This is a genomic window from Paludibaculum fermentans (assembly GCF_051172195.1).
GTDB lineage: Bacteria > Acidobacteriota > Terriglobia > Bryobacterales > Bryobacteraceae > Paludibaculum > Paludibaculum fermentans_A.
The window spans coordinates 161,631-183,192 of sequence record NZ_JBPJAQ010000003.1 but is presented as its reverse complement, the minus strand read 5'-3'; the positions used below and the strand labels follow the sequence as shown (position 1 = coordinate 183,192).

Below are 21,562 nucleotides of genomic sequence, written 5' to 3'. Positions count from 1 at the left end.
ATGAACACTGCAATCACAACACCCCTGGTGCTCGTAGAGGAAGAAGACTTCCTCATCGCACTCGACGATCTGGCAGAGCTGGCCGATTCGCTGGGCGCCCGCGCGAATGCAATGTCGCTCATTCCTCCCGGGACGGGCGGCCAGCGCACAACTGAAGTGGCCGCGGCCTTTCAGGCTTTGAGCCCGGAACTCCAAGTGCGTCTGGCTGTGGCTGCAGCCATCCTGCGTGCCCCGGCGAAGATGGCCCACTGGCATCACACCATGGCGGACGAGACCGTCAGCCGTGCGGCCCTCGCCTGGTCCACCAGCGTGGAAGACTCGATTGTCGCGTTGGGGGGAACAGTCGACCCGCGACGCATTACCTTCTGGACCCAGGCCAGCGTCCAAACCTCCATCAGCAAAATGCTCGCGGCCGGCAGCGGGCTCAGCAACGACGAGATCGGCTGCAAGCTTTCGACACCCGCGGTGGTTGTGTTTCTCGCGGTCCTCGATCAGATGCGGGCGGCCCGTCTGCACGGCATGCTGACCCACAGCGCACCTGGCTCGACCTTTTCTCGCGATGAGATTCTGGAGCGCCTGCGCGACTCCGCGAGTGAAGACTTCCGCTGGCCGCTCCTCTTCGTCGAGAAGCTGATTCCCGGCCAACTCGTCACGTCCCTTACGGACCACGAGGTGGCCTCGGCGCTGGGGGAACTGATGCGCGCCGGATGGGTGGAGACCGCGGCGGAAAGCCGCAGTCCTCGCTACGAACTCACCACGGGCGGCAAGGTTCTCTCCGACGGCGTGCTGCACGATGTCAGCAAGGTGGCCCTCGGCGTCACGGAACCGCAGGCCGATGGCCAACTCGGTCGCGACATTGTGCTGCTGATACGCAGCACCTATCACTTGTTGCTATTCGCCATGGCTGGGCAGGCCGGCGCAATCGCGGCGCTCGACCAGGATGAACTGGCAGCGACCCTGCACTTTGCCCTGCGTCCGCCCGCACCGCCGCCACCCAGCGTACCGGCGCCGCCTCCGGCCGCCGCACCCGAGCCACTCGCGGCGTCCGCGCCGCCTCCTCCGCTGCCGCCGAAAGCCTGGCATGTCATCCATGCCGGCCAGAGCCGTGGACCCATCGACGAGGCGACACTGCTCAGAATGCTGCCTTCCCTTCCACCCGAAACACTGGTGTGGAACCAGGATCTGCCCAATTGGATGACCGCGAGCGAAGCCGGTTTGACGCCGGCGGAGACGGTGCAGCTCTGTTCGCGGTGCGGCACGGTGCGCGTTCCGGGCCAGCGCTTCTGCGCGAATTGCGGCCAGCCCCAGGCTTAGCGCGCTTATGTGGAATTGCGGTTGGGGCGGCCTACTTGGCTGCCTCACGCCGCTCACGGACTGAGAGCACAATCTCACTGCCCGAGGCGAAAGTGACGTTGGCTCCCTTGGCGCCCACCTGGATCAGGACGAGGGCCGCCGCCGCGCCTGCTCCGGCTCCAATAGCAGCACCTTTGGCTCCACCCGCCAGCGCGCCGATCAGGGCGCCAGCCCCGGTAACCGCGGCCAGCTTGCCGACGTTGCTCTTCTTCTCAATGATGCGGCCTTCTTCATCCACGTTCGCCTGGCCTTTGGAGTTGAAGCAGGATTTCACGTCGGAGTTGACCGGGATCACCTTGCCGCCGCTGTTGATGGTTTGAAACGTGAAGCTCAGGATCGACTTGCCGTTGACCTTTCCGCCGCTCTTCGACTCCTTCACCTCACCTTCCATCATGGCGTTCGCGAATTCCGGCGGCTGCAGGATCATGGCGGTGATCTTGTCGCCCTTCTTGTTCGTCTCCGTGCTGAGCGGCGCCGTGAGCTTCACGCGGAACTCCGTGTCGTTCTTAATAGTCTGGGCGGGCGCAACAAATAGGGCGGATCCCGGAACCAGGAGAAGAGCAATCAGAATTGGATGGCGCATAAGATCCCTTCGAGGATGAGTCATTCAAATCATAGTTTCAAACCTGAAAGACTTCAATGGACCTCCGAGCGCTCCGAGAGACACAGTGACCTCGGCCGGCAGCAATCGCTGGCTCTCAGGCCTGCACCGATCCTGTCTGCGCCGTATCGTAGCCCGCCAGTGTCTCCAGCTTGCGCCGCAGTGCCGCTCTCTGCAGCACATCCAGCAGGCTCTGCACCGCGGGCATCTCCAGGGTCTGCCGCCGCATGACGAAATCGTAGCGCTCGCTGCGCAGGGGCACGAAGTCTAGCCCGAATGCCTGCGCCGCAGAACGTGTCGCCAGGCAGCAATCTGCCTCGCCGGCCAGGACGGCATAGGCGGCCGCCAGATGCCCGCAGGCAACACGATCGTAGCCTGTCACCCTTCGCGCGGGTACGCCGGCCTCGGCCAGCAACCGGTCGAGCAGCCCGCGGCTCCCTGAGCCCTGTTCCCGATTCACAAACCGCACCGGGGCTCCGGCCAGATCGCCGGCCGAGCGGATCCCCAACGGATTGCCGGCTGCAATGACAAAACCCTCTTCCCAGCGGGCGAAGGTGACAACGGCCAGATCGTCATCGGGAAACACCAGCCGCAGATACGGCAGATTGAATTCGCCTGTCGCGGGATCCTCCAGGTGCGAACCCGCGATGTGGATCTTGCCTTCCTTCAGCCAGTTGAGCGCCAGCCGGCTGGAGGCGGCCGCGGAGACCAGTTCCACCCCACTCAGCTTCTCCACCATGCTGGAGACCAGGCCGATCGCCGGATCGCACCCCGCCAGCGTAATCTTCTTCTGCTGCGGGTCTTCCGGGGCAAACACGGCCAGTTCCGCTCGTCCGGCCGACCGCCCAACGCGAGCGATGACACCATCCGCCTCGGGTAGATAGTAAGGCGCGGACTGGACCGGAATGCTCACCAGGTGCTCCCCTACGCGGCAGATCCGCACAGCCTGGCCCTTCTGGGCCGGGACCGCGCTCAGCACCTCCGAATCGATGGCATCCGGAGCGGCAGAAGTCTCCGGCTCCAGCGCGAACAACTCGGCCACCTGGACTTCCAGTTCGCGGCTGAGCTTCAGCGTGACTTCCGTATTGGGAATGTACGAACCGGCCTCAATCGCGTGAATCGTCTGCCTGCTGACGCCCACCCGCCGCGCCAGTTCGGCCGCGCTGACGCCACGCGCCCGGCGGACAGCACCAAGATAATTGCGGATCGAAGTCGGCATGCAATTCCTGCCTTCTCATTGTGACGCTCTTCGGCCGGCCGGTCACTTTCTGAGGAGAGCCAACTGGAGCCCGGTTAACATGCGAACTCCGCGAGCGCCTCGTTTATCCCCCGGCGCCACCAACCCGAAAGGGCCTTGTCCCTCGCCCAAAGGCTTGCCATCCGCCGTATCGGCCAGCAGCCAAGGCCAGCAGCAGTATCAGGCACGCCCGGCGAGAGGGCATAATTCACCTCAAAATTGAAGCTTCAGAACCAGTTCGAAAACACGCGGATCCAGGGCCGTTGTGATCGTCCCGAAGGCCGCGCTGCCGAAGCTGCCGTTCGGGTTGCCCAGCGGCGGAGTGTTCGTCACATTGAACGCTTCCGCGCGGAATTCAGTCCGCACGCGCTCCGTGATCGGAAATGTCTTACCCACCATCAGGTCGACCGTTCGGTAGCCGGGTCCGCTGACGGGATTGCGGGAACTGCTACCAATGGTGAACTGCGGCGCCTGGATGAAGGCCGCGGTGTTGAACCAGCGGCCGGTGCTGCGTTGATCCACGGGCAGGGCCGGGTCCGCGACGCGATTGGGCCGCTGGATGCCGAATCCGGCGAAAGCATTGAAGTTGGTGGCCTGCGTTATCGCAATAGGGCTGCCGGATTGCGCACGCACGATTCCGCCCACCTGCCAACCGCCCGCCAGTGCGTCCTTCCAGCCCTCCAACGCTTTTGCACGGCCGCGGCCCACCGGCACCTGGTAGACGAACCCGCTGGAGAAGATGTTCGGGATATTGCCCGTCGAGACATCCTTCTCCAGTCGCTTGTTGTAGCTGTCGGCCGCCTGGAAGTTCGCGACTGGTCCGGTGAGCACCGCGGAATCGAACACCGCGCCCGCATCGTCGATCAACCGGGAGAACGTATACGCCGCGGTGAAAGTCAGTCCCTTCGAAAACCGTTTCTCCACCCGCGCCTGGAACGAGTGATAGGTTGAGTGGCCCGTATTGTTGCGGTACAAAGTGACCGTAGTGAATCGCGGATAGGGCCGCAGCAACTGCCCGCGCGCAATCGTCTGGGTCCCCAGCGAGGTGTTCGCCGGGATCTGTCCGAAATACGGATTCGCCACCTGCTGCGTGAGCTGCGAGCCCAGTGCCAACTGCTCCACCGCGAGCTGGTTCAGATTGACGTCGGGCACGCCCAGGCGAGTTAGTTTGGAGCCCAGGTAGCCGGCTTCCACGCTCCAGTCCTCACCCCAGGTCTTCTGCAGCGTAAAATTCCACTGCTGGGCATAGCCGCTGCCATTGTTCTTCTGGACGCCGAAGACGCCCTGCCCCAGGCCGGAATCGGGCGACGGACTCTGCAGCCCCACCGTGGGACCGGACGACAGCACAAAGGCCGGATTGATGTTGTCCAGCGACTGCTGCCCCAGCGTCTGGATGAAGGGGAAGAGCGGTGTTGTGAATGGGGTTGTAATGCCCGCCTGCTCGATCCAGGTCATGCCATACCCTGAGCGAACCACGAGCGTATCGTTGACCCTGTAGGCCAACCCGGCCCTTGGCGCGAAGTTCTTCTTCTCCAGATTGCGGGCGGCGCGTGGAAACCCGTTCTGCCCCAGGTAGTCCAGCTTCTGCGTGGCCAGGTTGAACACAGCGCCTTGGTCGTCCACGACGGTTGATGGGAAGTTCAGCGTATAGCGCACCCCGAGATTCACATTCAGCCGTCGGCTGGCGCGCCAGTCGTCCTGCAGGAAGAACTCGGCGATGTTGGCTCGAGGCTGGATCAATTGAGGTTGCGCGTCGATGCTGAACCGGCCCACCTGGCCTACCAGAAACGACGCTACGCTGTTGCCGGTGCCGGCCTGCGCCGTGCCGGCGGCCGTGAGTCCGCTGGTGAAGATGTTGGTGAACTGGAAGTTGCCGGTCGGGCTCGGCGGCTGCAGCACATCCAGCGTTTCGTGCCGGATGTCGGTGCCCGCCTTCAGGCTGTGTCCTCCGCGGACCCAGGAGAAGTTGTCGATGAACTGCGTCACGGATGTCGTGAAGGCAGCATTGCCGCTGGCCGGCGCACCCAGTTGCTGCAGGCCCACCACATCGTAGGTGGGCAGGACATCAGGAAATGAAGTCACCGGGATGTTGGGGATCAGCGTCGTCTGCGCGACCGGCTGCCCGGTGCGCAGCGCATCCCGGTCGAACTTGCGGCGGGTGTAGCCGAAACGCGCCTGATTCACCGACAGCGCCGAGAGGCTCCAGGTGTGCTCCGCGGCGATGCTGTCAGCCCGCGTGAGCGTGTTGCCGATCACGCCGCTGGTGAGATTGCCGCTGCCGTCCGGCAGTGGTGTGGTGGGACGGCTGTCGTCCCGCAAGTAGGAATAGCGGCCAAACAACCGGTGGCGGGCGCCCAGATACCGGTCCAGGCGCGCGTCAAACTGGTCGGCCGCCGTGGTGTCGTTGCCCAGCCGCCGGTAGTTGTTTGCAGAGGCTTCACCACCCGCCGCGGTGAAGACATTCGGCGCGGGATAGCGGCCCAGCACCGCCAATGTTGCACGGTCGAACCGGCTGGCGGGCACGGTGTTCGCGGCAAATGCATCGCGAGCGTAACCGGCCTCCGTGCGGCGGGTGGTCAACGGATCGAAGATCGCATTCGTGAAGACGCCACTCTTTTGGGCCGTGGTGGGCACCGTACTCGTACGCACCACACCTGTATTCAGCCGCGTACCCTGCCAGTCGAGGAAGAAGAACGTCTTGTCCTTCTGGATGGGGCCGCCCAGCACGAATCCATACTGGTTGCGCCGAAACAACGGCTTGCCGCCCGTGGTGGCAAACAGGTTCCGGGCGTTCAGCTTCTCATTGCGGAAGAACTCGAAGAGTGTGCCGTGCAGATCGTTGGTGCCGGCTTTCTGGTTCACCATGATCACACCACCGTTCGACCGGCCGTACTCTGCTGAATAGCTGTTCGCTTCCACCCGAAACTCGTCAATCGCGTCGATGACGGGATAGAATGCCACCTGCCCGGGTTCCGGCTGCAGCACGCTCACACCGTCGTAGATGTACTCACTCACCCGCGGCCGGCTGCCGTTCACCCGCGGCAGCAGGTTGCCAGGCGGCAGGCTGACTCCGGGCGAGAGCGCGATCAACGGGACAAAGTTGCGCCCATCCAAGGGCAGCGTCACGACCTTGCGCTGCTCCACGACATAACTCACCGTGCCCCGGCTGGCCTGCAGCAAAGGAGCCGCCGCCGTCACCTCCACAACCTGGGTCGCGTCGCCCACCTTCAACGTCAGCGGCACCTCCAGCCGGTCGCCCACCCGCAAGGTGATTCCATCCCGTTGCAGCGGAGCAAAGCCCGGTTTCTGCACCGAGACCTGATAGGCGCCCGCCGGCAGGGCCAGGAACTGGTAGCTGCCATCCGTCCGGGTCGTCACCGAAGACACCAGGTTCGTGCCGGTGTTTGTCAATTGCACAATGGCCAGGGATACAGGCAGATGACCGGGATCGGACACCACGCCGAAGAGTTCGGCCTTCGTGGACTGACCCGCGAGAGGACCGAACGAGAGCGCTGTGAGAGCTGCCAGCAAGCGAAGGAGAGAGGACTTCTTCCGATGACAGTTATACACGACATAGTAATATTAACATTACAATCCACTATCGGCGCCCACCCCTGCGGCCGTGCACATCTTCCGGGCAATCCCGGGCCGCCTCGGCCCGCTTTGTAATACACTTCGACCATGTATAAGATCGCCGCTGGATTTGCCCTCTTCGCGTCCCTTCTAGTGCCCGCATTCGGCCAGAAAGGCAAGAGCCCCCTGGTGGGCCGTTGGGATTTCAATATGACCACCCCGGGTGGTTCACGTGCCGCCTGGCTGGGCGTAACCGAGAAGGATGGCAAGCTGGACGTCTGGTATCAACCCACCGGCGGAAACGTCTATCAGGTGAAGGAGTTCAAGGCGGAGGGCGCCCACCTGAGCGCCACAATCTCAGCCGCCGCGGCCAATCGGCCCGCCGTCCTGTGGGAACTCGATGCCGCCGGCGACAAACTGACGGGCGTGCAGAAACGTGGCGACGCCAGCACCCCGCTGGCCGGCGTGCGTGCGCCGGAGTTGAAACGCGCCGAACCCAAGAACTGGAGCAAGCCCGAGCCGCTCTTCAACGGCAAGAGCCTCGACGGCTGGGAGCCGATGGGCGATCCGTCGGCCAGCCACTGGACCGTCAAGGATGGCCTGCTGGTCAACGAAGCCCATGGCGCCAACCTGAAGTCAGTGCGCAAGTTCGACGACCTGAAGCTGCACTTCGAGGTCAATTGCCCCGATCACGCCAACAGCGGCTTCTATCTCCGCGGCCGCTATGAAGTCCAGATCGAATCCGAACCGCTAAGTGCGAATCCCGTGGAACGCCGCATCGGCTCCATCTACGGCCGCATTGCCCCCAAGACGGAACTGCCTCGCACACCCGGTGCCTGGGATACGTTCGATGTAACCCTTGTCGGGCGCACAGTGACCATCGTTCGCAATGGAGTCACCACCATCGATCATCAGGAGATTGAGGGAATCACCGGCGGCGCGCTTGACGCGAATGAGGGCGAACCCGGGCCGTTCTACATTCAGGGCGATCACACCGGCGGCCTGAAGTTCCGCAACATTACTGTTGCCGTGCCCAGCCGTTAGTCGACTTGTCCACCGCGGGCGGCCCCACTTGCGGAGCCGCCCGCTTACCCCGCCTGATTACGCACCAAGCTGCGATTCCACCTCAACTACCACACCGCTCACCGCTTCGTCCCGGCAAACACAAGGTTCGACGAGAAGAACGGCAGCACCTTTTTGTCGATCCGCTCGGCGATGTGGTTGATGTGGTTTCCCTTGTACAACTCATAGGTATGCGTCACCCCGTAGGCCGTCAACATGCGATCCAGCACCACGTTGGTGCCGGCGATCATACGATCTTCATCGCCCGCGTCAAACGCAATGGCATGCAGTTTCCGGATGTTCGGGATGTACTGGTCCAGCATGGACAGCGGAGCGTTCGCCGCCCACCGCGCCAACACCTCCGGTTGTGGCTCTCCACCTTTCGAAGGCAGATCCAGGAACAGCGGCGGATTGGCGGGATTGGGCGACCAGGCAGCCGCCGATGCCAGCATAGCCTTAGTTCCAAAATCGGCCTTCTCCACATCGGCCGCGCTTTTCACTGATTCCGCCGGAACTGGTCCAGGCTGCGTCCTGCTGCTGAAACGCGTACTCATGCAGCACGGGCTGAGCAGATAGATGCTCGAGAATACTTCCGGGTTTTTCATGCCGATCCGCATCGCACCATAACCGCCCATGGAATGTCCGGCCAGTCCGCGGCTTTCCGCGCGCGGCATCGTGCGGTAGTGCTGGTCGATATAAGCGACGAGTTCGCGCGCCACATACCCTTCCCAATCGCCTGTTGTGACAGAGCTGGAGTACATGCTGCCCTGATACGCCGTGAAGGCGTTGGGCATCACGATGATCATTTCCTTCGCCTCACCCGCGGCCATGGCCTTGTCGACGATGGGCGGCACGGAAATCCAATGCTTCTTGAAACCGAACCAGAGCTCATCACTGTCCGTGAAGCCGTGCAGCAGATACAGCACCGGATATCGGCGCTTCGTCTCCTTCTTGTAACTCGGAGGCAGATAGATGGAGACATCGCGATCGGGCGAATCACCCTCCAGGTTCTTCTCCAGGCCAACGCCATGGACCTTGATCCGTTGAACCGATCCCTTCAGCGGCGCACTCTCCACCTGGCCGAACAGCAGGCTGGCCGCGACCGGCGCCAGCAGGGCGCATTTCAGGACAGTGACTCTCATAGCTCCTCCTTGCACCGGGATTCCGGCAACCGCTATCCATGCTATGCAGCATGCATCGCAATCGCAAGCTGGCAGAAGAGACCCGATCCATGATAAGTTCGGGGCGTCCCACGACCGGCGGATCGCCTGGGGCGAGCGAGCCGGCACCAGGAGCCCAGCTATGCAAATCAGGATGAACCGTTTCCATTCCGGCGTCGCCGCACTGGCCGCCACATTTCTGGCCGCCGGATTCGCCCACGCGCAACCCGCCGCCTCTCCTCTGGGCCAACTCGAGTCGAGCGCCGATATCGGTATCACCCCAGTGAAGGGCAGCGCCGTCTTCGACTCCGCCAGCGGGGAGTACCGCATCACCGGCGGCGGCGCCAATATCTGGGCCGTTGAAGACGCCTTCCAGTTCGCCTGGAAGCGCATGCCGGGCGACTTCAACATGACCGCCGATGTCCGTTTCATCGGCACTGGAGCGGTGGCCCACCGCAAGGCCGTACTCATGGTCCGGCAGGACCTCACGGCTGGCTCCGCCTACGCCGACGTGGCCTTGCATGGCGACGGGCTCACCTCTCTCCAATACCGCCCCACCGCGGGCGCCGCTACTCAGGAGGCTCGCTCGACGGTCACTGGCCCTGTACGCATCCGCCTCGAGCGCAGGGGCAACCGCTTCACCATCGCCGCCGGAAATCCAGGAGCTGACCTGACGCCTGGCGGCCCGGTTACCCTGTCGCTGACTGATCCCGTCTACGTCGGCCTCGGCGTCTGCTCCCATGACGCGAATGTCCTCGAAACCGCGGTCTTCTCCAACGTCCGCATCGAGCAGGTGCCGCGACCGCCCGCCTTCCGCAGCAAGGTCACCATCTATGACCTCAAGAAGCGCAGCACGGAAGTCATCTACCAGATGGACGGCATCATGGAAGCGCCTAACTGGTCGCGCGACGGCAAGTTCCTGCTCGTCAATACGGGCGGCAACCTCTACCGGTTGCCTCTGGGCGTCACGGGCGAACCAAAGCTGGAGAAGATCGAACTGGGCCCCGGCGGCTACCGCTGCAACAACGATCACGACCTCTCCAAGGACGGCAAACTCCTGGCCTTCTCGGCTTCCAGCACTGCTTCCCGCCAGTCGCAGGTCTACACGGCACAATCCGACGGAACAGGCGCGAAGTTGCTGACACCCGCATCGCCCAGCTACTTCCATGGCTGGTCGCCCGACGCGAAATGGCTCGTCTTTGCCGGCCAGCGCGACGGCAAGTTTGCACTGTTTCGCGTAGCGGCCGAAGGTGGACCGGAGGAGCGGCTCACCTCCAAGGGCAACTATGACGACGGTCCGGAGTACTCTCCCGACGGGCAGTGGATCTATTTCAATACCAACCGGTCAGGCAATTGGGACATTTGGCGGATTCCCGCCAACGGCGGCGGCCCGGACGATGTTAAGGCCGAACAGGTCACCAAAGATGAGGGCGAGGATTGGTTCCCTCACTTCTCGCCGGACGGTAAGAAGATGCTCGTTTTCTCTTTCCCCAAAGGCACCGCCGGACACAACGACCGCATGAAGGGCGTCGTCCTGCGCGTCATGAAGGCGCCAGGCAAGAAACTCAAACCGGCGAAGTTCGACAAGCTGCTCGAGTTCTTCGGCGGCCAGGGCACCATCAACGTGAACTCCTGGTCGCCCGACTCCAAGCGCTTCGCCTTCGTGCAGTACGAGCCCATCGCACCGCCCGCCCAGTAGCAGGAAAGGCAACCCTGGTCATGTCGCGCCTGCTACCGCTCGTGCTTCTGGCCGCCTGCGCGGCGGCCCAGCCTCCGGCTGCCTCGGAACCGCCACGCGACTGGATCGATAAAGACACCGGGCATCGCGTCGTACGGTTGACCGGCGAGCCGGATAGCGCCAGCCTGTACTTCAATCAGAACGGCTATACCGCCGATGGCAGGAAGCTGATCTACACGACGCCGGAAGGCATCTCGGCCCTGGATCTCGCGACCCGTTCGGCCAAGGCCGTTGTGCAGGGCCGCGTGCGCGTCATCGTCACAGGCCGCAAATCGCAGAAGGTCTACTACACAAAAGACGGGGCAGTCTTCTCCACCGATGTCGACAGCGGCGCGACCACTGAGATCGCCAAACTCCCGCCGCGCGGGTCGGTCACAACCGTGAACGCGGATGAGACCCTACTCGCCGGCACTTACATTGAAGGCCAGGGCGCGGACTACAATCCCAACCGTCCCGCCCAGCCCCAGCAATTGGATCAGCCCAGGAATAAGGGCGAAATGATGGAGCAGCGGCTGGCGGCGCGCCTGCCCATGGCCCTGTTCCTGATCGATACGCGTAACGGCACCACCCGCGTCCTCCACCGCGCTACCGATTGGTTGAACCATCTGGAGTTTTCACCCACCGACCCCTCGCTGCTGATGTTCTGCCACGAGGGTCCCTGGCACAAAGTCGACCGCATCTGGACCATCCGCACCGACGGCACGCAGCTCACCAAGATCCATACCCGCACCATGGCCATGGAGATCTTCGGGCACGAGTTCTGGAGCCCCGACGGCAAAGTGATCTGGTACGATCTGCAGACGCCGCGCGGCGAGGACTTCTGGCTCGCCGGATTCGAAGTGCAGACCGGCCGCCGCACCTGGTATCACCTGCAACGCAACGAGTGGTCCATCCACTTCAACGTCACACGGGACGGCAAACTCTTCTGCGGCGATGGCGGCGATCCTGGCCAGGTCGCCAAAGCGCCGGACGGCCAATGGATCTATCTCTTCCGCGCGGAACTGCTGGAGAATCGCGGCACCGACGACAGGTCGTTCGTCCAGCCGGGCGTCTTGCGCGCAGAAAAGCTCGTGAACATGTCGAAACACCAATACCGGCTGGAACCAAACGTCAGCTTCACGCCCGACGAGAAGTGGGTGGTGTTCCGGTCGAACATGTTCGGTCCCACCTACACCTTCGCCGTGGAGATCGCCAAGGCAGCTCCGCAACAGAAGTAAGAGCGGTTTACAGGCGGCTGAGCGCGAACGAGTACGCGCCGATCGCGGTCGCCTGGCTCGTGCCCAGCCGTGATAGGCCAACGCCGGTGCGTTGCAGCCCGTCGAAACGCACCGTGCGCTTGCTGTGAGGCACACTGAGTTCCTTTGTCTCTCCGCGCAGGAATTCTGCCCGCTGCGCCTCGTCTTCCAGGTTGAAAGCGCGCGGGATCAGCCGGCGGAACCGCTCGCCCTGCGGCGACAGGTATGTCCCGTTCATCTCGTCGACAATCGCGGGCAGGAACTGCCGGTGCGCCCCGGCGATGCCGCCGCCCACCACAACCAGCGCATCCATCAGAGTGATCGCTTCTGAAATCGCATCCCCGGCCACCTCGCCCATCCGCCGGAAGGCCGCCTGTGCCGCTTCGCGATTGCCTTCGACGGTGCCTTCCGCAATCTCATAGATCACTTTGGGCTCCGGAGCCTCCGCGAAGCCGATGCCGGAACGTTCCGCGTAGACCCTCCGCACGGCGCGAATCGCCGCACCTTCCTCGGCGTTGGTGTCCCGCTCCAGCTTGTGCCGCAGCAGCCACACCTCGCCGGCCACGGAGTTGTCACCAGTGAAGAGTTGACCGTCGCGGACGATGCCCCCGCCGAAGCCCGTACCCAGCGTGACGCCCAGCAGGTTGCGAAACCGCTTGGGGCTGCCGGCCTGTTCCAGCAGACCGTTGACATAAGGCAGGAAGCCGCTGGTGGCCTCGCCATACGCAAACAGGTCGCCATCGTTATTGATGAAGGTAGGCAGGCTGAAAGTGTCTTCCAGCATCGGGCCCAGGGCCACGTTCTTGTACGCAGGCAGATTCCGGGGTCCGACAATAATGCCGTTGAAATAGTCGGCCGGCGCTGGAAAGGCGAAGCTGATGGCCACGGGTGGTGCGGGCGCGGCCGCCTGCACCCGCTTAAAGCCCTCCACCAGGGTATTCAGGGAGAGTTCCAGATCATCGGCGCGCGACGGCAGAGAGAAGCTCTCCACCACCGGTTGATTCGCCCGCATGGCGGAGAAGACAAAGTTCGTGCCGCCGGCATCCAGCGTCATGACAACGCGGCTATCGTTCGAAGGATTGGACATGGGAAATTACGCCTTTGCGGTCTTCAGGTTCATCAGCGCGGTCCAGGTGATATACAACACGCAGGCCAGCGGAACCAGGAAGCTCAGCTGTACGGTGCTGCCGTCGGCCACCAGGCCGGTCAACGGTGGGACGAACGCCGCGCCGACAATCGCCGTTACCATCAGGCCCGATAGCTCATTCACGTGGTTCGGCATCGACTCGACCGCAATCGCAAACACCAGCGGGAAGATATTCGCAAATCCAATCCCGGTGAGGAAGAAACTGGCCACGGCAATATTCTGGTCCGGCACGAACAGCCCGAGCAAGCCCAGAATCGAGACGCCGCAGGTGACCAGGAAGAACTTGCGCGGCGACATCCAGTTCAGGATTACGCCACCGGAGAAGCGGCCCACCGTCAACGCGGTGAAGAACAGCCCCGTGCCCAACAGCCCCACCTTTGCGATCTCGAGGCCAAACCGTTCCTTCAGGAACAGCGGGATACCCGCGCTGACACTCACCTCGGCGCCCACATACACAAAGATCGCCCCCACCATGGCCAGCGCATAGCCGTTCTTCAGCAGCGCCATGCACGATGCAAGCGTAGCCGCCTTGTGCTCTGCCTTGTGCTCCTGCACCTTCATCGGAGCGATGGCCAAAATCGTCAGGATCAGTGCGCCCGTGTAGACAAGGAAGATCACCTTCCAGTCGGCCCCGAAGTATTTCGCCGCAATCACCGGAATCATGGGGCCGGATAGCGATCCAATCGCTTTGATAAATTGGCCCAGCGAAAGATTCCGTGCGTATTTCCCTTCCTCGGAAACATCGCGCATGATCGGATTGCCCGCCACCTGCAGGATGGCCGCTCCGGCGCCCACCAGCATCACCGTCACCAGGAATTGGGCGAACGAGCCCAGGCCGATGCTGGCATTCAGCAGGCCCATCAGCGCCACCAGCAAGCCCATCATCAGGACAAACTTCTTACCCTTCTTGTCCTGGAGCAAGCCCACGGGGACCGACAACAGGCCGAACATGCTGAATCCCACGAAGGGAATCAGTGAGGCCACACTGTTGCTCAACTGGAATTCATTCTTGGCGAGGCTGACAAAGGGCCCCACGGCGTCGGCAAATCCCATGGCGAGAAACGCCAGGAACACCGGCATCGTACGCAATCTCATGCGAACTCCTCTTTTTCTTCGACCGGCGGACGCCTGTGGAGCCCGCGCGGTCCTCACTAATCCGGAGCCGCTCATCTGAAAGCCCGGAAGCTGTCAGTATATCGTCAAGGCTATGCCGGGCTCTGGTCGGAGGAGTTGTGATTGTGCGGCGATTCCCGCCGGGCAGGTGCGGCCTATCTCTGACGAGACGGTTGCATGCCCAAACCGTTCGGCCACTGCCTCTGATACCGAAGATTCACGCCGCCGTGCGCCACCCCGGGCGTCCAGTCCACTTTCAGGCGCTGCTCATGCGCGCAGGCCGCGGAATCCGCGGCGGAGAGCCATAGGCGGTATTGGGGACGCACGTCAACCCGAGCCAGTGCATCCCCTAGCTTCGCGAAAGACGAAACGTCCCACGAATCGCCACCGCTCTCCTGGGCCAGTTTTTGCAGCTCAAATGCCACCGGCACCTGATCGTCTGCAAATCGCGGGCACAGGTTGACCACGTAAACAGGAATGTGGGCGGATAGCAGGCGCGCCGCCAGTTCCTTGGGTTTGATCACGCTGGCCACATCGTCATTGGCGAGAATCACTATCAGTGCCCGATTGGTGTTTCGGGCATGCCCCAGGTAGTCCAAAGCGAACGTGATGCCGTCCAACAAGTGCGAATGCCGCTTGCCTGGAGGAACTGAGATGCTCGACACCAGCGCGTTTACTTCCGAGGTGAAACCGGCGCCCAGAATGGGCGCATCCAGGCTGTTCACTGTGAAGAACTCGTCGCCCGCCCGGGCATGCTGCAAAAATCTGCGCAGCGCCAGTTGCGCATGGCCCGTGTTCTCCTGCATCGCCTTGCTGCCCTGCACCACGATTCCGACCGAGATTGCGCCTCCGCCCGCTTTGAGCTTCGCGCCGGACACCGTCTGGCGTCCGCACGACACGCGCACGTCGGAAGCCTTCAACTCGAGCGGCCGGTCTGAGTACACAGAGAGGGGCAGCCACCGTGCGTCCTGCCCCGTTACCAGCAACGGCGCCAGCAGGAATGGGAGTTGCTGCCACCATGTCATTTCAGGGCACCTGTCTGATAGTTGAGAGACGCCCGTTCAGCCTGGTAGTCAAACTTCGCGCTGGCCTGTGCAATCTGGGCACGCGTCACATTCAACTGCGCCTGTGACAGCTCAACGATGCTGCTCAAGCCCAGTTCATAGCGCGCCTGGGCCAGCTTCAAAGACTGCCCGGCCTGGTCCAGCAGCTGCGCCGTCAATTGCAGCCGTTTGTACGCATTGACAGCGGAAAGATAAGCCACGCGAACGTCCCGCGCGATTCGGTTCTCGATATCCCGGCCCTGTTGGCGGGCTGCTTCCATCCGCAACTCCGCTTCGGTCCGCCTCGCCGTGAACAGCCCTCCATTGAAGATCGGGATCTGGACATTCACAGCCGCGGCAGCCCATCCGGGGCTGAAGCGTTCGGGACGCACCGGAGCGCCTCCAGCGTTTGCGCCCGCCGATAGAGTCGGATAGCGCAAAGCTCTTTCCGCCCGTGCAAACCGTTCAGCTGCCTGGATCTGCAGCTTCGCCTGTTTGGCCTCCGGCCGCTGATTCAAGGCTTCACTGATCAGCGGTGACGAATCGGCCGGAAGCTCACCAGGAATTTCGTCCTCCTGAAGTGTGTACTCCATAGGAGCACTTTCGCCTAACGCCGTTGACAACTCGGCCATCGCTGCCCGCTCTTCGTTCTCTGCGTTGGAGAGCAACAGCAGCGCCTCTTCCAGGTTTACCTTTGCGAATGTCACATCAAGGTCTGAGCGCAACTTGCTCTGCGCTAAGGTGGATGTCTGGTCCGCAACCAGTTGCCTGGCCCTGACTGTCTGCTGCGCCACGCGCAATATCGCCTGAGACCGCAACGCCGTATAGTAGCTTCGGTCAACCCCTAAGAGAACCCCGGCGTGCGTGGTATTCGTCACCTCGCCTTGCGCCTGAGCCTGCAGTTGCGCACTCGCCGTGAGGTTCCTCGTCCGGCCAAAGTCCGTGATCAACTGACTTACCGAGAGCCCGGCACCCACGTGATTGAAGAGGCTCGGCGCGTTCAGGGCGCCCGCGAAGATCCGGGCCGTGTCGTCATTCACGATCGCCCCGGTCACATTGCTCTCCACTGTGGGAAACAGGCGGGAGCGCACCTCTTTCGGCACCTCCAGCGACGCCTTTTCCAATGCCCTCGCAGACTGCAGCGAAGGGTGGTTCTTCAGCGCCAGTTCCTCTGCCTCCCGCAGGCTCAGCTTACGGGGTGGATCGCCTGGGGCTCCCAGCAGGACCGCCGGTAAAAGGATCAGCCAGACACGCCTAAGCATGCTGCGCCTCCTGGCGGTCGCGGCCGCGATACCACAGGTAATAACCTGCCGGCACCAGGAATACTGTCAACACCACGGAAAGGGTAAGACCTCCTATGATAGCCCGCGCCAGCGGCGCATAGGCCTCACTGCCTGCGCCTAGCTTCAGGGCCATTGGCATCAAGCCGATAATCGTTGCGAGCGATGTCATCAGCACCGGGCGCAACCTCACGCGGCAGGCCAAAGCCACTGCGGAACGCACATCCATTCCTTCATGCCGCAAGTGACGCGTGAACTCGACGATCAGAATACTGTTCGAGACCGCGATGCCCACGAGCATCACCACGCCCATCAGCGACATCACATTCAGCGTCGTACCAGTAGCCGCCAGTGTGATCAGCACGCCAGCCAGGCCGGGCGGCACGGCGAGCAGGATGATCAGCGGATCCACGAACGACTGGAACTGGGCTACCAGGATCAGGTAAAGCAGCATCACCGCCAGCACGAGTCCAATCGAGAAACTTCGGAATGAGGCGCGCATGCCCTGCACCATGCCGCGCAACGTAACCGCAACGCCTTTCGGAATGGGGGTGACGGCGATGATCCCGTCGATCGAATTGGCCAGCTTCCCCAGGTCCTCATTCAACGGCCGGACGTAGACATCGATCACACGCCGCAGCTGGAAGTGATCCACTTCCGTGGGCGAATCCACGCGCTTCGTCGTACTGATGGATTCCAAGCGCGCCGGATTCTTCTGCCCCGGTCCGCGCAACGGGATTGCCTTGAGATCCGCCAGCGACTTCACCTGATTCTCGCCATACTGCACGGTCAGCAGGTAGTCGTTGCCCGATTTCGGGTCGATCCAGAACGTAGGTGCGATCATCGCATTCGAGGTCAACGCCGTAATCACGTTGCCCACCACTTCGCGCTGATCCAGGCCCATCTGGGCCGCCCGCACGCGGTCCACGTCGAGCTGCAGCGCCGGATAGTCCAGATCCTGCGGGATGTAGAGGTCGGCCACGCCCGGCAGCTTGCGGATCTGGGAGGCGAGTGCCACGGCGGTCGAGTAGGAGTGCTCCAGATTCGAGCCATCCACCTGCACGTCGATCGGCGCCGGCAACCCCAGGTTCAGCACCGCGTCCACCAGTCCGCCGGACTGGAAGTAAGCCGTGACATCCGGCATCTCCTCGGCCAACTTCGCCTTCACCCGCGCCATATACTCAAAACTATTGACCTTGTGGTCTTCCTTGAGACTCACCTGCACAAACGCGGTATGCATGCCCGCATTGGGGGTGTAGACAGCCGAGAAGTCGTAGTTGATCCCGATATTCGAGACGATCAGCTCCAACTCCTCGGGAGGAACGACCTGGCGCACAATCTGCTCGACGGCGGCGATTCGGGACTCCGTCCGTTGGATCCTGGTGCCCGACGGCAGTTTGATGTTCATCATGAACTGGCCAGCGTCTGTGCGCGGGAAGAACGACATCCCCATCAGCGGCCACAATGCCAGGCTGATGGCGAACACCGCCCCAAATCCGGCCAGCACGCGGATGGGGCGGTCGAGCACGCGCGACACCACGCCGTCATAGGAGGCGAGCATCTTCTCGAACCGGGCATTGAAGCCCGTATTGAACCTCGCAAAGAAACCCGTCCCGGCGGACTGGGAATGCCCGTGAATGAAGCGCGCGCAGAAGAGCGGCACCACTGTCAGCGCCACCACATATGATGCGAGCAGCGAGATCACCACGGTCAACGCGAGCGCCGAGAACAGGAACTTGCTGACGCCGTAAAGCAAAGTCACGGGGAAGAACACGATGGCGGTGGTCAGGGTCGCAGACAGCACCGGCAATGCCACCTCACGCCCGCCCTTCTCCGCCGCCACTTCCGGACTCTCACCCAACTCCAGGTGCCGGTAAATATTCTCCAGCACCACAACTGAGTTGTCGATCAGCCGCGAGAAGGCCAGCGCGAGCCCGCCCAGCACCATGCTGTTGATCGAACTTCCACCCAGCGCCAGAATCACGAAAGTCGCCAGAGCGGAAAGCGGAATCGAGAAAAAGACCGCCGTCGTCGCCCGCATGCTGCCCAGGAAAAGCAGAATCATCAGCGAAGTCAGAAACAGGCCGATCGCCCCTTCGTGCAGCAGCGTCTCAATCGCCGTCTTCACAAAGACCGATTGATCGAACACCACCTTGCTGGTCAGTTGCGCGGGAACGTCCACCAACTTCTTCAGCGCTTCGCGCATGCCATCGACCACGGCGATCGTGTTCGTATCGCCGCCCTGCTTCAGCACGGGCACGTAAACCGACCTCTGTCCGTCCACGCGCACCACGTTTGTCTGAATCTGCTGGGCATCCTTGGCAGCGCCAATGTCCACAACACGAACCGGCGTCAAACCCTCCATCTTCACTGGCAGCTGGTTGATGTCTTCCAGCGAACGCAGTTGGGAGTTCGTGTAGATGTTGTAGTCGAGATGCCCCACCTGAACGTCGCCGGCCGGCAGAATCAGGTTGCCCAGATTGATAGCCCGGACCACGTCCATCAGGCTCAACTGGTGCGCTTCCAGGCGGTAGGGGTCGGCGTACACCATGATCTGCCGCAAGCTGCCGCCAAACGGCTGCGGCACCGACGCTCCGGGCACATTGGCGATCTGATTGCGCACCTGGAACTGTGCCAGATCACGCATCGCTGTCTCCTGAATTCCTTCCCCCTTGAAGGTCACCAGGCACACCGGCAGGCTCGATGCGTCGAACTTCAATACGATCGGAGGCAGCGTTCCAGGTGGAAGACGCCGCAGGTTCGCCATCGCCAGATTACTGATCGAGGTCACCGCCGAGTCTGGATTCGAACCAGGCTGGAAATAGATCTTGATGATGCTGACCCCGGGCAATGACCTCGACTCGATATGTTCCAAGCCACTGGCCAGCGTGAAAAACCGCTCAAAGCGGCTCGTGATGTCGGTCTCGATCTGCTCCGGCGGCATGCCCGAGTAGTACGTCGCCACCACCACCACGGGGATGTTCATCGAAGGGAACATGTCCACCGGCATCTTGGACAGCGTATTGATGCCTAGGATCAGGATCGTCAGGCACACAACTACGATGAAGTACGGCGTCTTGATCGCGAATCGGGACACTACTCAGCGCCCCCTTCCAGCTTCGGCTTCACCGTCTGCCCGGCCGTCAACTGGCCCGCGTTGCTGACGATCACCATGTCGCCCGGCTCCAGCCCCTTCCTCACTTCAGACAGCAGCGCTGTCTCAATACCCGTTTCCACCTTGCGAATCGCCACCTTGCCGGACGCGTCAACGACATAGACAGTGCGCCCGCCGTCTTTCTCCTTGAGCGCTGACACCGGCACCGCCAGTGCGTCCTTGCTCGCCGCGAGAGTCAGGTCCACTTCCGCGAACATGCCCGGAATCAGCTCACCCGTCGGATTGGGCACATCCACTTCCGTTTCCATGGTTCTGGTAGCGGAATCCACCTTGTCCGAGGTGCGGGCGATCACCCCGCGGAAGGCCTTCTGCAGCGTCGGGATGCGTACGGCGAGAGTGTCTCCTTTGTGCATCAATCCGGCCGCGGATTCCGGCACCGGCATCACCAGCCTCAATAACTGGTTCTGCGACAACCGCACAATCGGCATGGCCTGCAGGTGGCTGGCCGTACCCGCCTGGATCATCGAGCCGTTGTCGGCAAAACGTTTGGTCACCACTCCTGTAAAAGGAGCTGATACCCTCGCATAACTCATCAGGGTCTTCAGCTTTGTCTGCTCCGCCTCAGAGACGCTGATCTGCTCTTGTGACGCAATCAACGCCGACTTCGCCGCTGCCACCTGCGCCGCCGCCATCAGGTCTCGGCCCTGGGCGTCATCGATCTCCTGCTGCGCCACTAGGCCCGGCTGCGACTTCAGCACTCCCGCCAGGCGCGTGTAAGCCAGATGCGTCATCTGGTTCGCCGACTCCGCCCTGCGCAACTCGTCCTTCGCCCTGGAAAGCTCCGCCCGGTTCCGCTGGATGGCCGCCGCCGCCCTTACCAGGTCGTCCCCCATTTCTGGCACTTCCAGCACGGCCAGCAGTTGGCCCTGCGTCACGTGATCGCCGACATCGACGTACATCTTCTGCACATAGCCGGCGACCTTGGCCATCACTTCCACTTCCTGGAATGGAATCAGTTCAGCTGTTACAGTCAGTGTCTTGGCCAGGTCTTGACGAGAAACCTTTGCGACACCCACGGTCGTTTCCTTCTCCGGTTCCACCGATGCCGCCACGGCGCGCGGCCTCAGTGCCAGATAGCCAATCAAAGCGCCACCCGCCAACACGGCGGCGAGCAGCGGAAACAGTCGTCGCTTCATTGCACATTCTCCAGTTCCTGAATCTCCACCCTGAGCCGGTCGAACGAGAACCGGCCCCCATGGCAAAGATCGATGATCTTGACTAGTTTTTGTTCCCGCTCGCGCGCGACGCGCAGGATGTCGCCGACATGCTCAACCGGGATGGACAGCATCCCGTGAACATCGGCATAGAGGAGGTCGCCAGGTTTCACGCGCAGCCCGAGAATCTCCACCTCGACGCCGTACTCCACCATATGGGCGTAGGCGTGCGACATCGTGACATGGCACGAGAACGCGGGGAAGCTCATTGCTGCCAGCGAAGGAATGTTGCGCACCGCACCGTTAGTCACCACGCCGCAGCACAGCAGCGAACGCAGAATCTCTGCGTGCATCTGACTCAGCACCGCGCCCTGCCCCGGTTCCGGATCGACGTCCTCGATCACCGCGATCCGCGGCGCACGGCGATCTCGCAGTTTGGCCCACCAGTCCGCCAGTTCCAGATGCGAAGTGCCGCGCATTGGGGGATCGGCGCACTTCACTTTGCTCGTTACGGCATAGCCGAGAATGGCGGGAAAGCCTCCGGTGACGCACCGCAAACCGGGGCGCGTAAAGCCTTCGTTTTGCAGGCGTAGTTTTAAGACTTCGATCGCATTGGCGATCTTGCAGGTGTCGAATGCGAGGATCTCGCTCAGGTTCGGTACTGGTTCTGACGGCGGGGAATGCACCACAA

At 62.3% G+C, this 21,562-nt stretch carries 15 protein-coding genes; 4 read left to right on the top strand and 11 right to left on the bottom strand.

Annotation, left to right across the window (positions count from 1 at the left end; genetic code table 11):
* A complete protein-coding gene (locus ACR9Y2_RS34720) occupies positions 1–1,314 on the top strand; it encodes a GYF domain-containing protein (RefSeq protein WP_435046498.1) in 1,314 nt (437 codons plus the stop codon).
* Positions 1,315–1,345: 31 nt separating this feature from the next.
* Here ACR9Y2_RS34720 and ACR9Y2_RS34715 read toward each other — a convergent pair whose 3' ends face one another.
* The 3 genes from ACR9Y2_RS34715 to ACR9Y2_RS34705 form a co-directional block, all read right to left on the bottom strand.
* Positions 1,346–1,936 (bottom strand): hypothetical protein, encoded by a 591-nt coding sequence (locus tag ACR9Y2_RS34715; protein WP_435046497.1) that lies wholly within the window; start codon positions 1,934–1,936, stop codon positions 1,346–1,348.
* Between the two features lie 115 nt (positions 1,937–2,051).
* Positions 2,052–3,173, bottom strand: coding sequence for a substrate-binding domain-containing protein (locus ACR9Y2_RS34710; protein ID WP_435046496.1), 1,122 nt, complete (start codon positions 3,171–3,173; stop codon positions 2,052–2,054).
* Positions 3,174–3,404: 231 nt separating this feature from the next.
* Positions 3,405–6,722 (bottom strand): TonB-dependent receptor domain-containing protein, encoded by a 3,318-nt coding sequence (locus ACR9Y2_RS34705; RefSeq protein ID WP_435046495.1) that lies wholly within the window; start codon positions 6,720–6,722, stop codon positions 3,405–3,407.
* Between the two features lie 150 nt (positions 6,723–6,872).
* Here ACR9Y2_RS34705 and ACR9Y2_RS34700 point away from each other — a divergent pair, with 150 nt between their 5' ends.
* Entirely contained in the window at positions 6,873–7,808 is a 936-nt protein-coding gene (locus ACR9Y2_RS34700; RefSeq protein ID WP_435046494.1) for a 3-keto-disaccharide hydrolase, read from the top strand.
* Positions 7,809–7,906: 98 nt separating this feature from the next.
* Here ACR9Y2_RS34700 and ACR9Y2_RS34695 read toward each other — a convergent pair whose 3' ends face one another.
* Entirely contained in the window at positions 7,907–8,968 is a 1,062-nt protein-coding gene (locus ACR9Y2_RS34695) for an alpha/beta hydrolase (protein WP_435046493.1), read from the bottom strand.
* A 160-nt stretch (positions 8,969–9,128) separates the two neighbouring features.
* Between ACR9Y2_RS34695 and ACR9Y2_RS34690 the strand changes: the two genes are divergently transcribed.
* Both ACR9Y2_RS34690 and ACR9Y2_RS34685 read left to right on the top strand, forming a co-directional pair.
* Positions 9,129–10,685 carry a TolB family protein gene (locus ACR9Y2_RS34690; protein WP_435046492.1) on the top strand — a complete coding sequence of 519 codons (1,557 nt, stop codon included), beginning with the start codon at positions 9,129–9,131 and terminating at the stop codon, positions 10,683–10,685.
* 20 nt (positions 10,686–10,705) lie between these two features.
* Complete coding sequence (locus ACR9Y2_RS34685; protein WP_435046491.1) at positions 10,706–11,941, top strand: oligogalacturonate lyase family protein; 1,236 nt, start codon at positions 10,706–10,708, stop codon at positions 11,939–11,941.
* Positions 11,942–11,948: 7 nt separating this feature from the next.
* On the opposite strand, the gene ACR9Y2_RS34680 is transcribed toward ACR9Y2_RS34685, so the two are convergent.
* The 7 genes from ACR9Y2_RS34680 to ACR9Y2_RS34650 form a co-directional block, all read right to left on the bottom strand.
* A complete protein-coding gene (locus ACR9Y2_RS34680; protein WP_435046490.1) occupies positions 11,949–13,046 on the bottom strand; it encodes an ROK family protein in 1,098 nt (365 codons plus the stop codon).
* 6 nt (positions 13,047–13,052) lie between these two features.
* On the bottom strand, positions 13,053–14,201 hold the full coding sequence (locus tag ACR9Y2_RS34675; RefSeq protein WP_435046489.1) for an MFS transporter: 1,149 nt from the start codon (positions 14,199–14,201) through the stop codon (positions 13,053–13,055).
* A 173-nt stretch (positions 14,202–14,374) separates the two neighbouring features.
* Positions 14,375–15,244 (bottom strand): hypothetical protein, encoded by an 870-nt coding sequence (locus ACR9Y2_RS34670; RefSeq protein ID WP_435046488.1) that lies wholly within the window; start codon positions 15,242–15,244, stop codon positions 14,375–14,377.
* Positions 15,241–16,524 (bottom strand): TolC family protein, encoded by a 1,284-nt coding sequence (locus tag ACR9Y2_RS34665; RefSeq protein WP_435046487.1) that lies wholly within the window; start codon positions 16,522–16,524, stop codon positions 15,241–15,243. The genes ACR9Y2_RS34670 and ACR9Y2_RS34665 overlap by 4 nt, the downstream gene beginning before the upstream one ends.
* Positions 16,517–19,639, bottom strand: coding sequence for an efflux RND transporter permease subunit (locus ACR9Y2_RS34660; RefSeq protein ID WP_435046486.1), 3,123 nt, complete (start codon positions 19,637–19,639; stop codon positions 16,517–16,519). Before ACR9Y2_RS34660 ends, ACR9Y2_RS34665 begins: the two co-directional genes overlap by 8 nt.
* Positions 19,639–20,853: an efflux RND transporter periplasmic adaptor subunit gene (locus tag ACR9Y2_RS34655; RefSeq protein WP_435046485.1), complete on the bottom strand. Its 1,215-nt coding sequence runs from the start codon at positions 20,851–20,853 to the stop codon at positions 19,639–19,641. The genes ACR9Y2_RS34660 and ACR9Y2_RS34655 overlap by 1 nt, the downstream gene beginning before the upstream one ends.
* Entirely contained in the window at positions 20,850–21,557 is a 708-nt protein-coding gene (locus tag ACR9Y2_RS34650) for an RraA family protein (protein WP_435046484.1), read from the bottom strand. Before ACR9Y2_RS34650 ends, ACR9Y2_RS34655 begins: the two co-directional genes overlap by 4 nt.
* Positions 21,558–21,562: the final 5 nt, after the last annotated feature.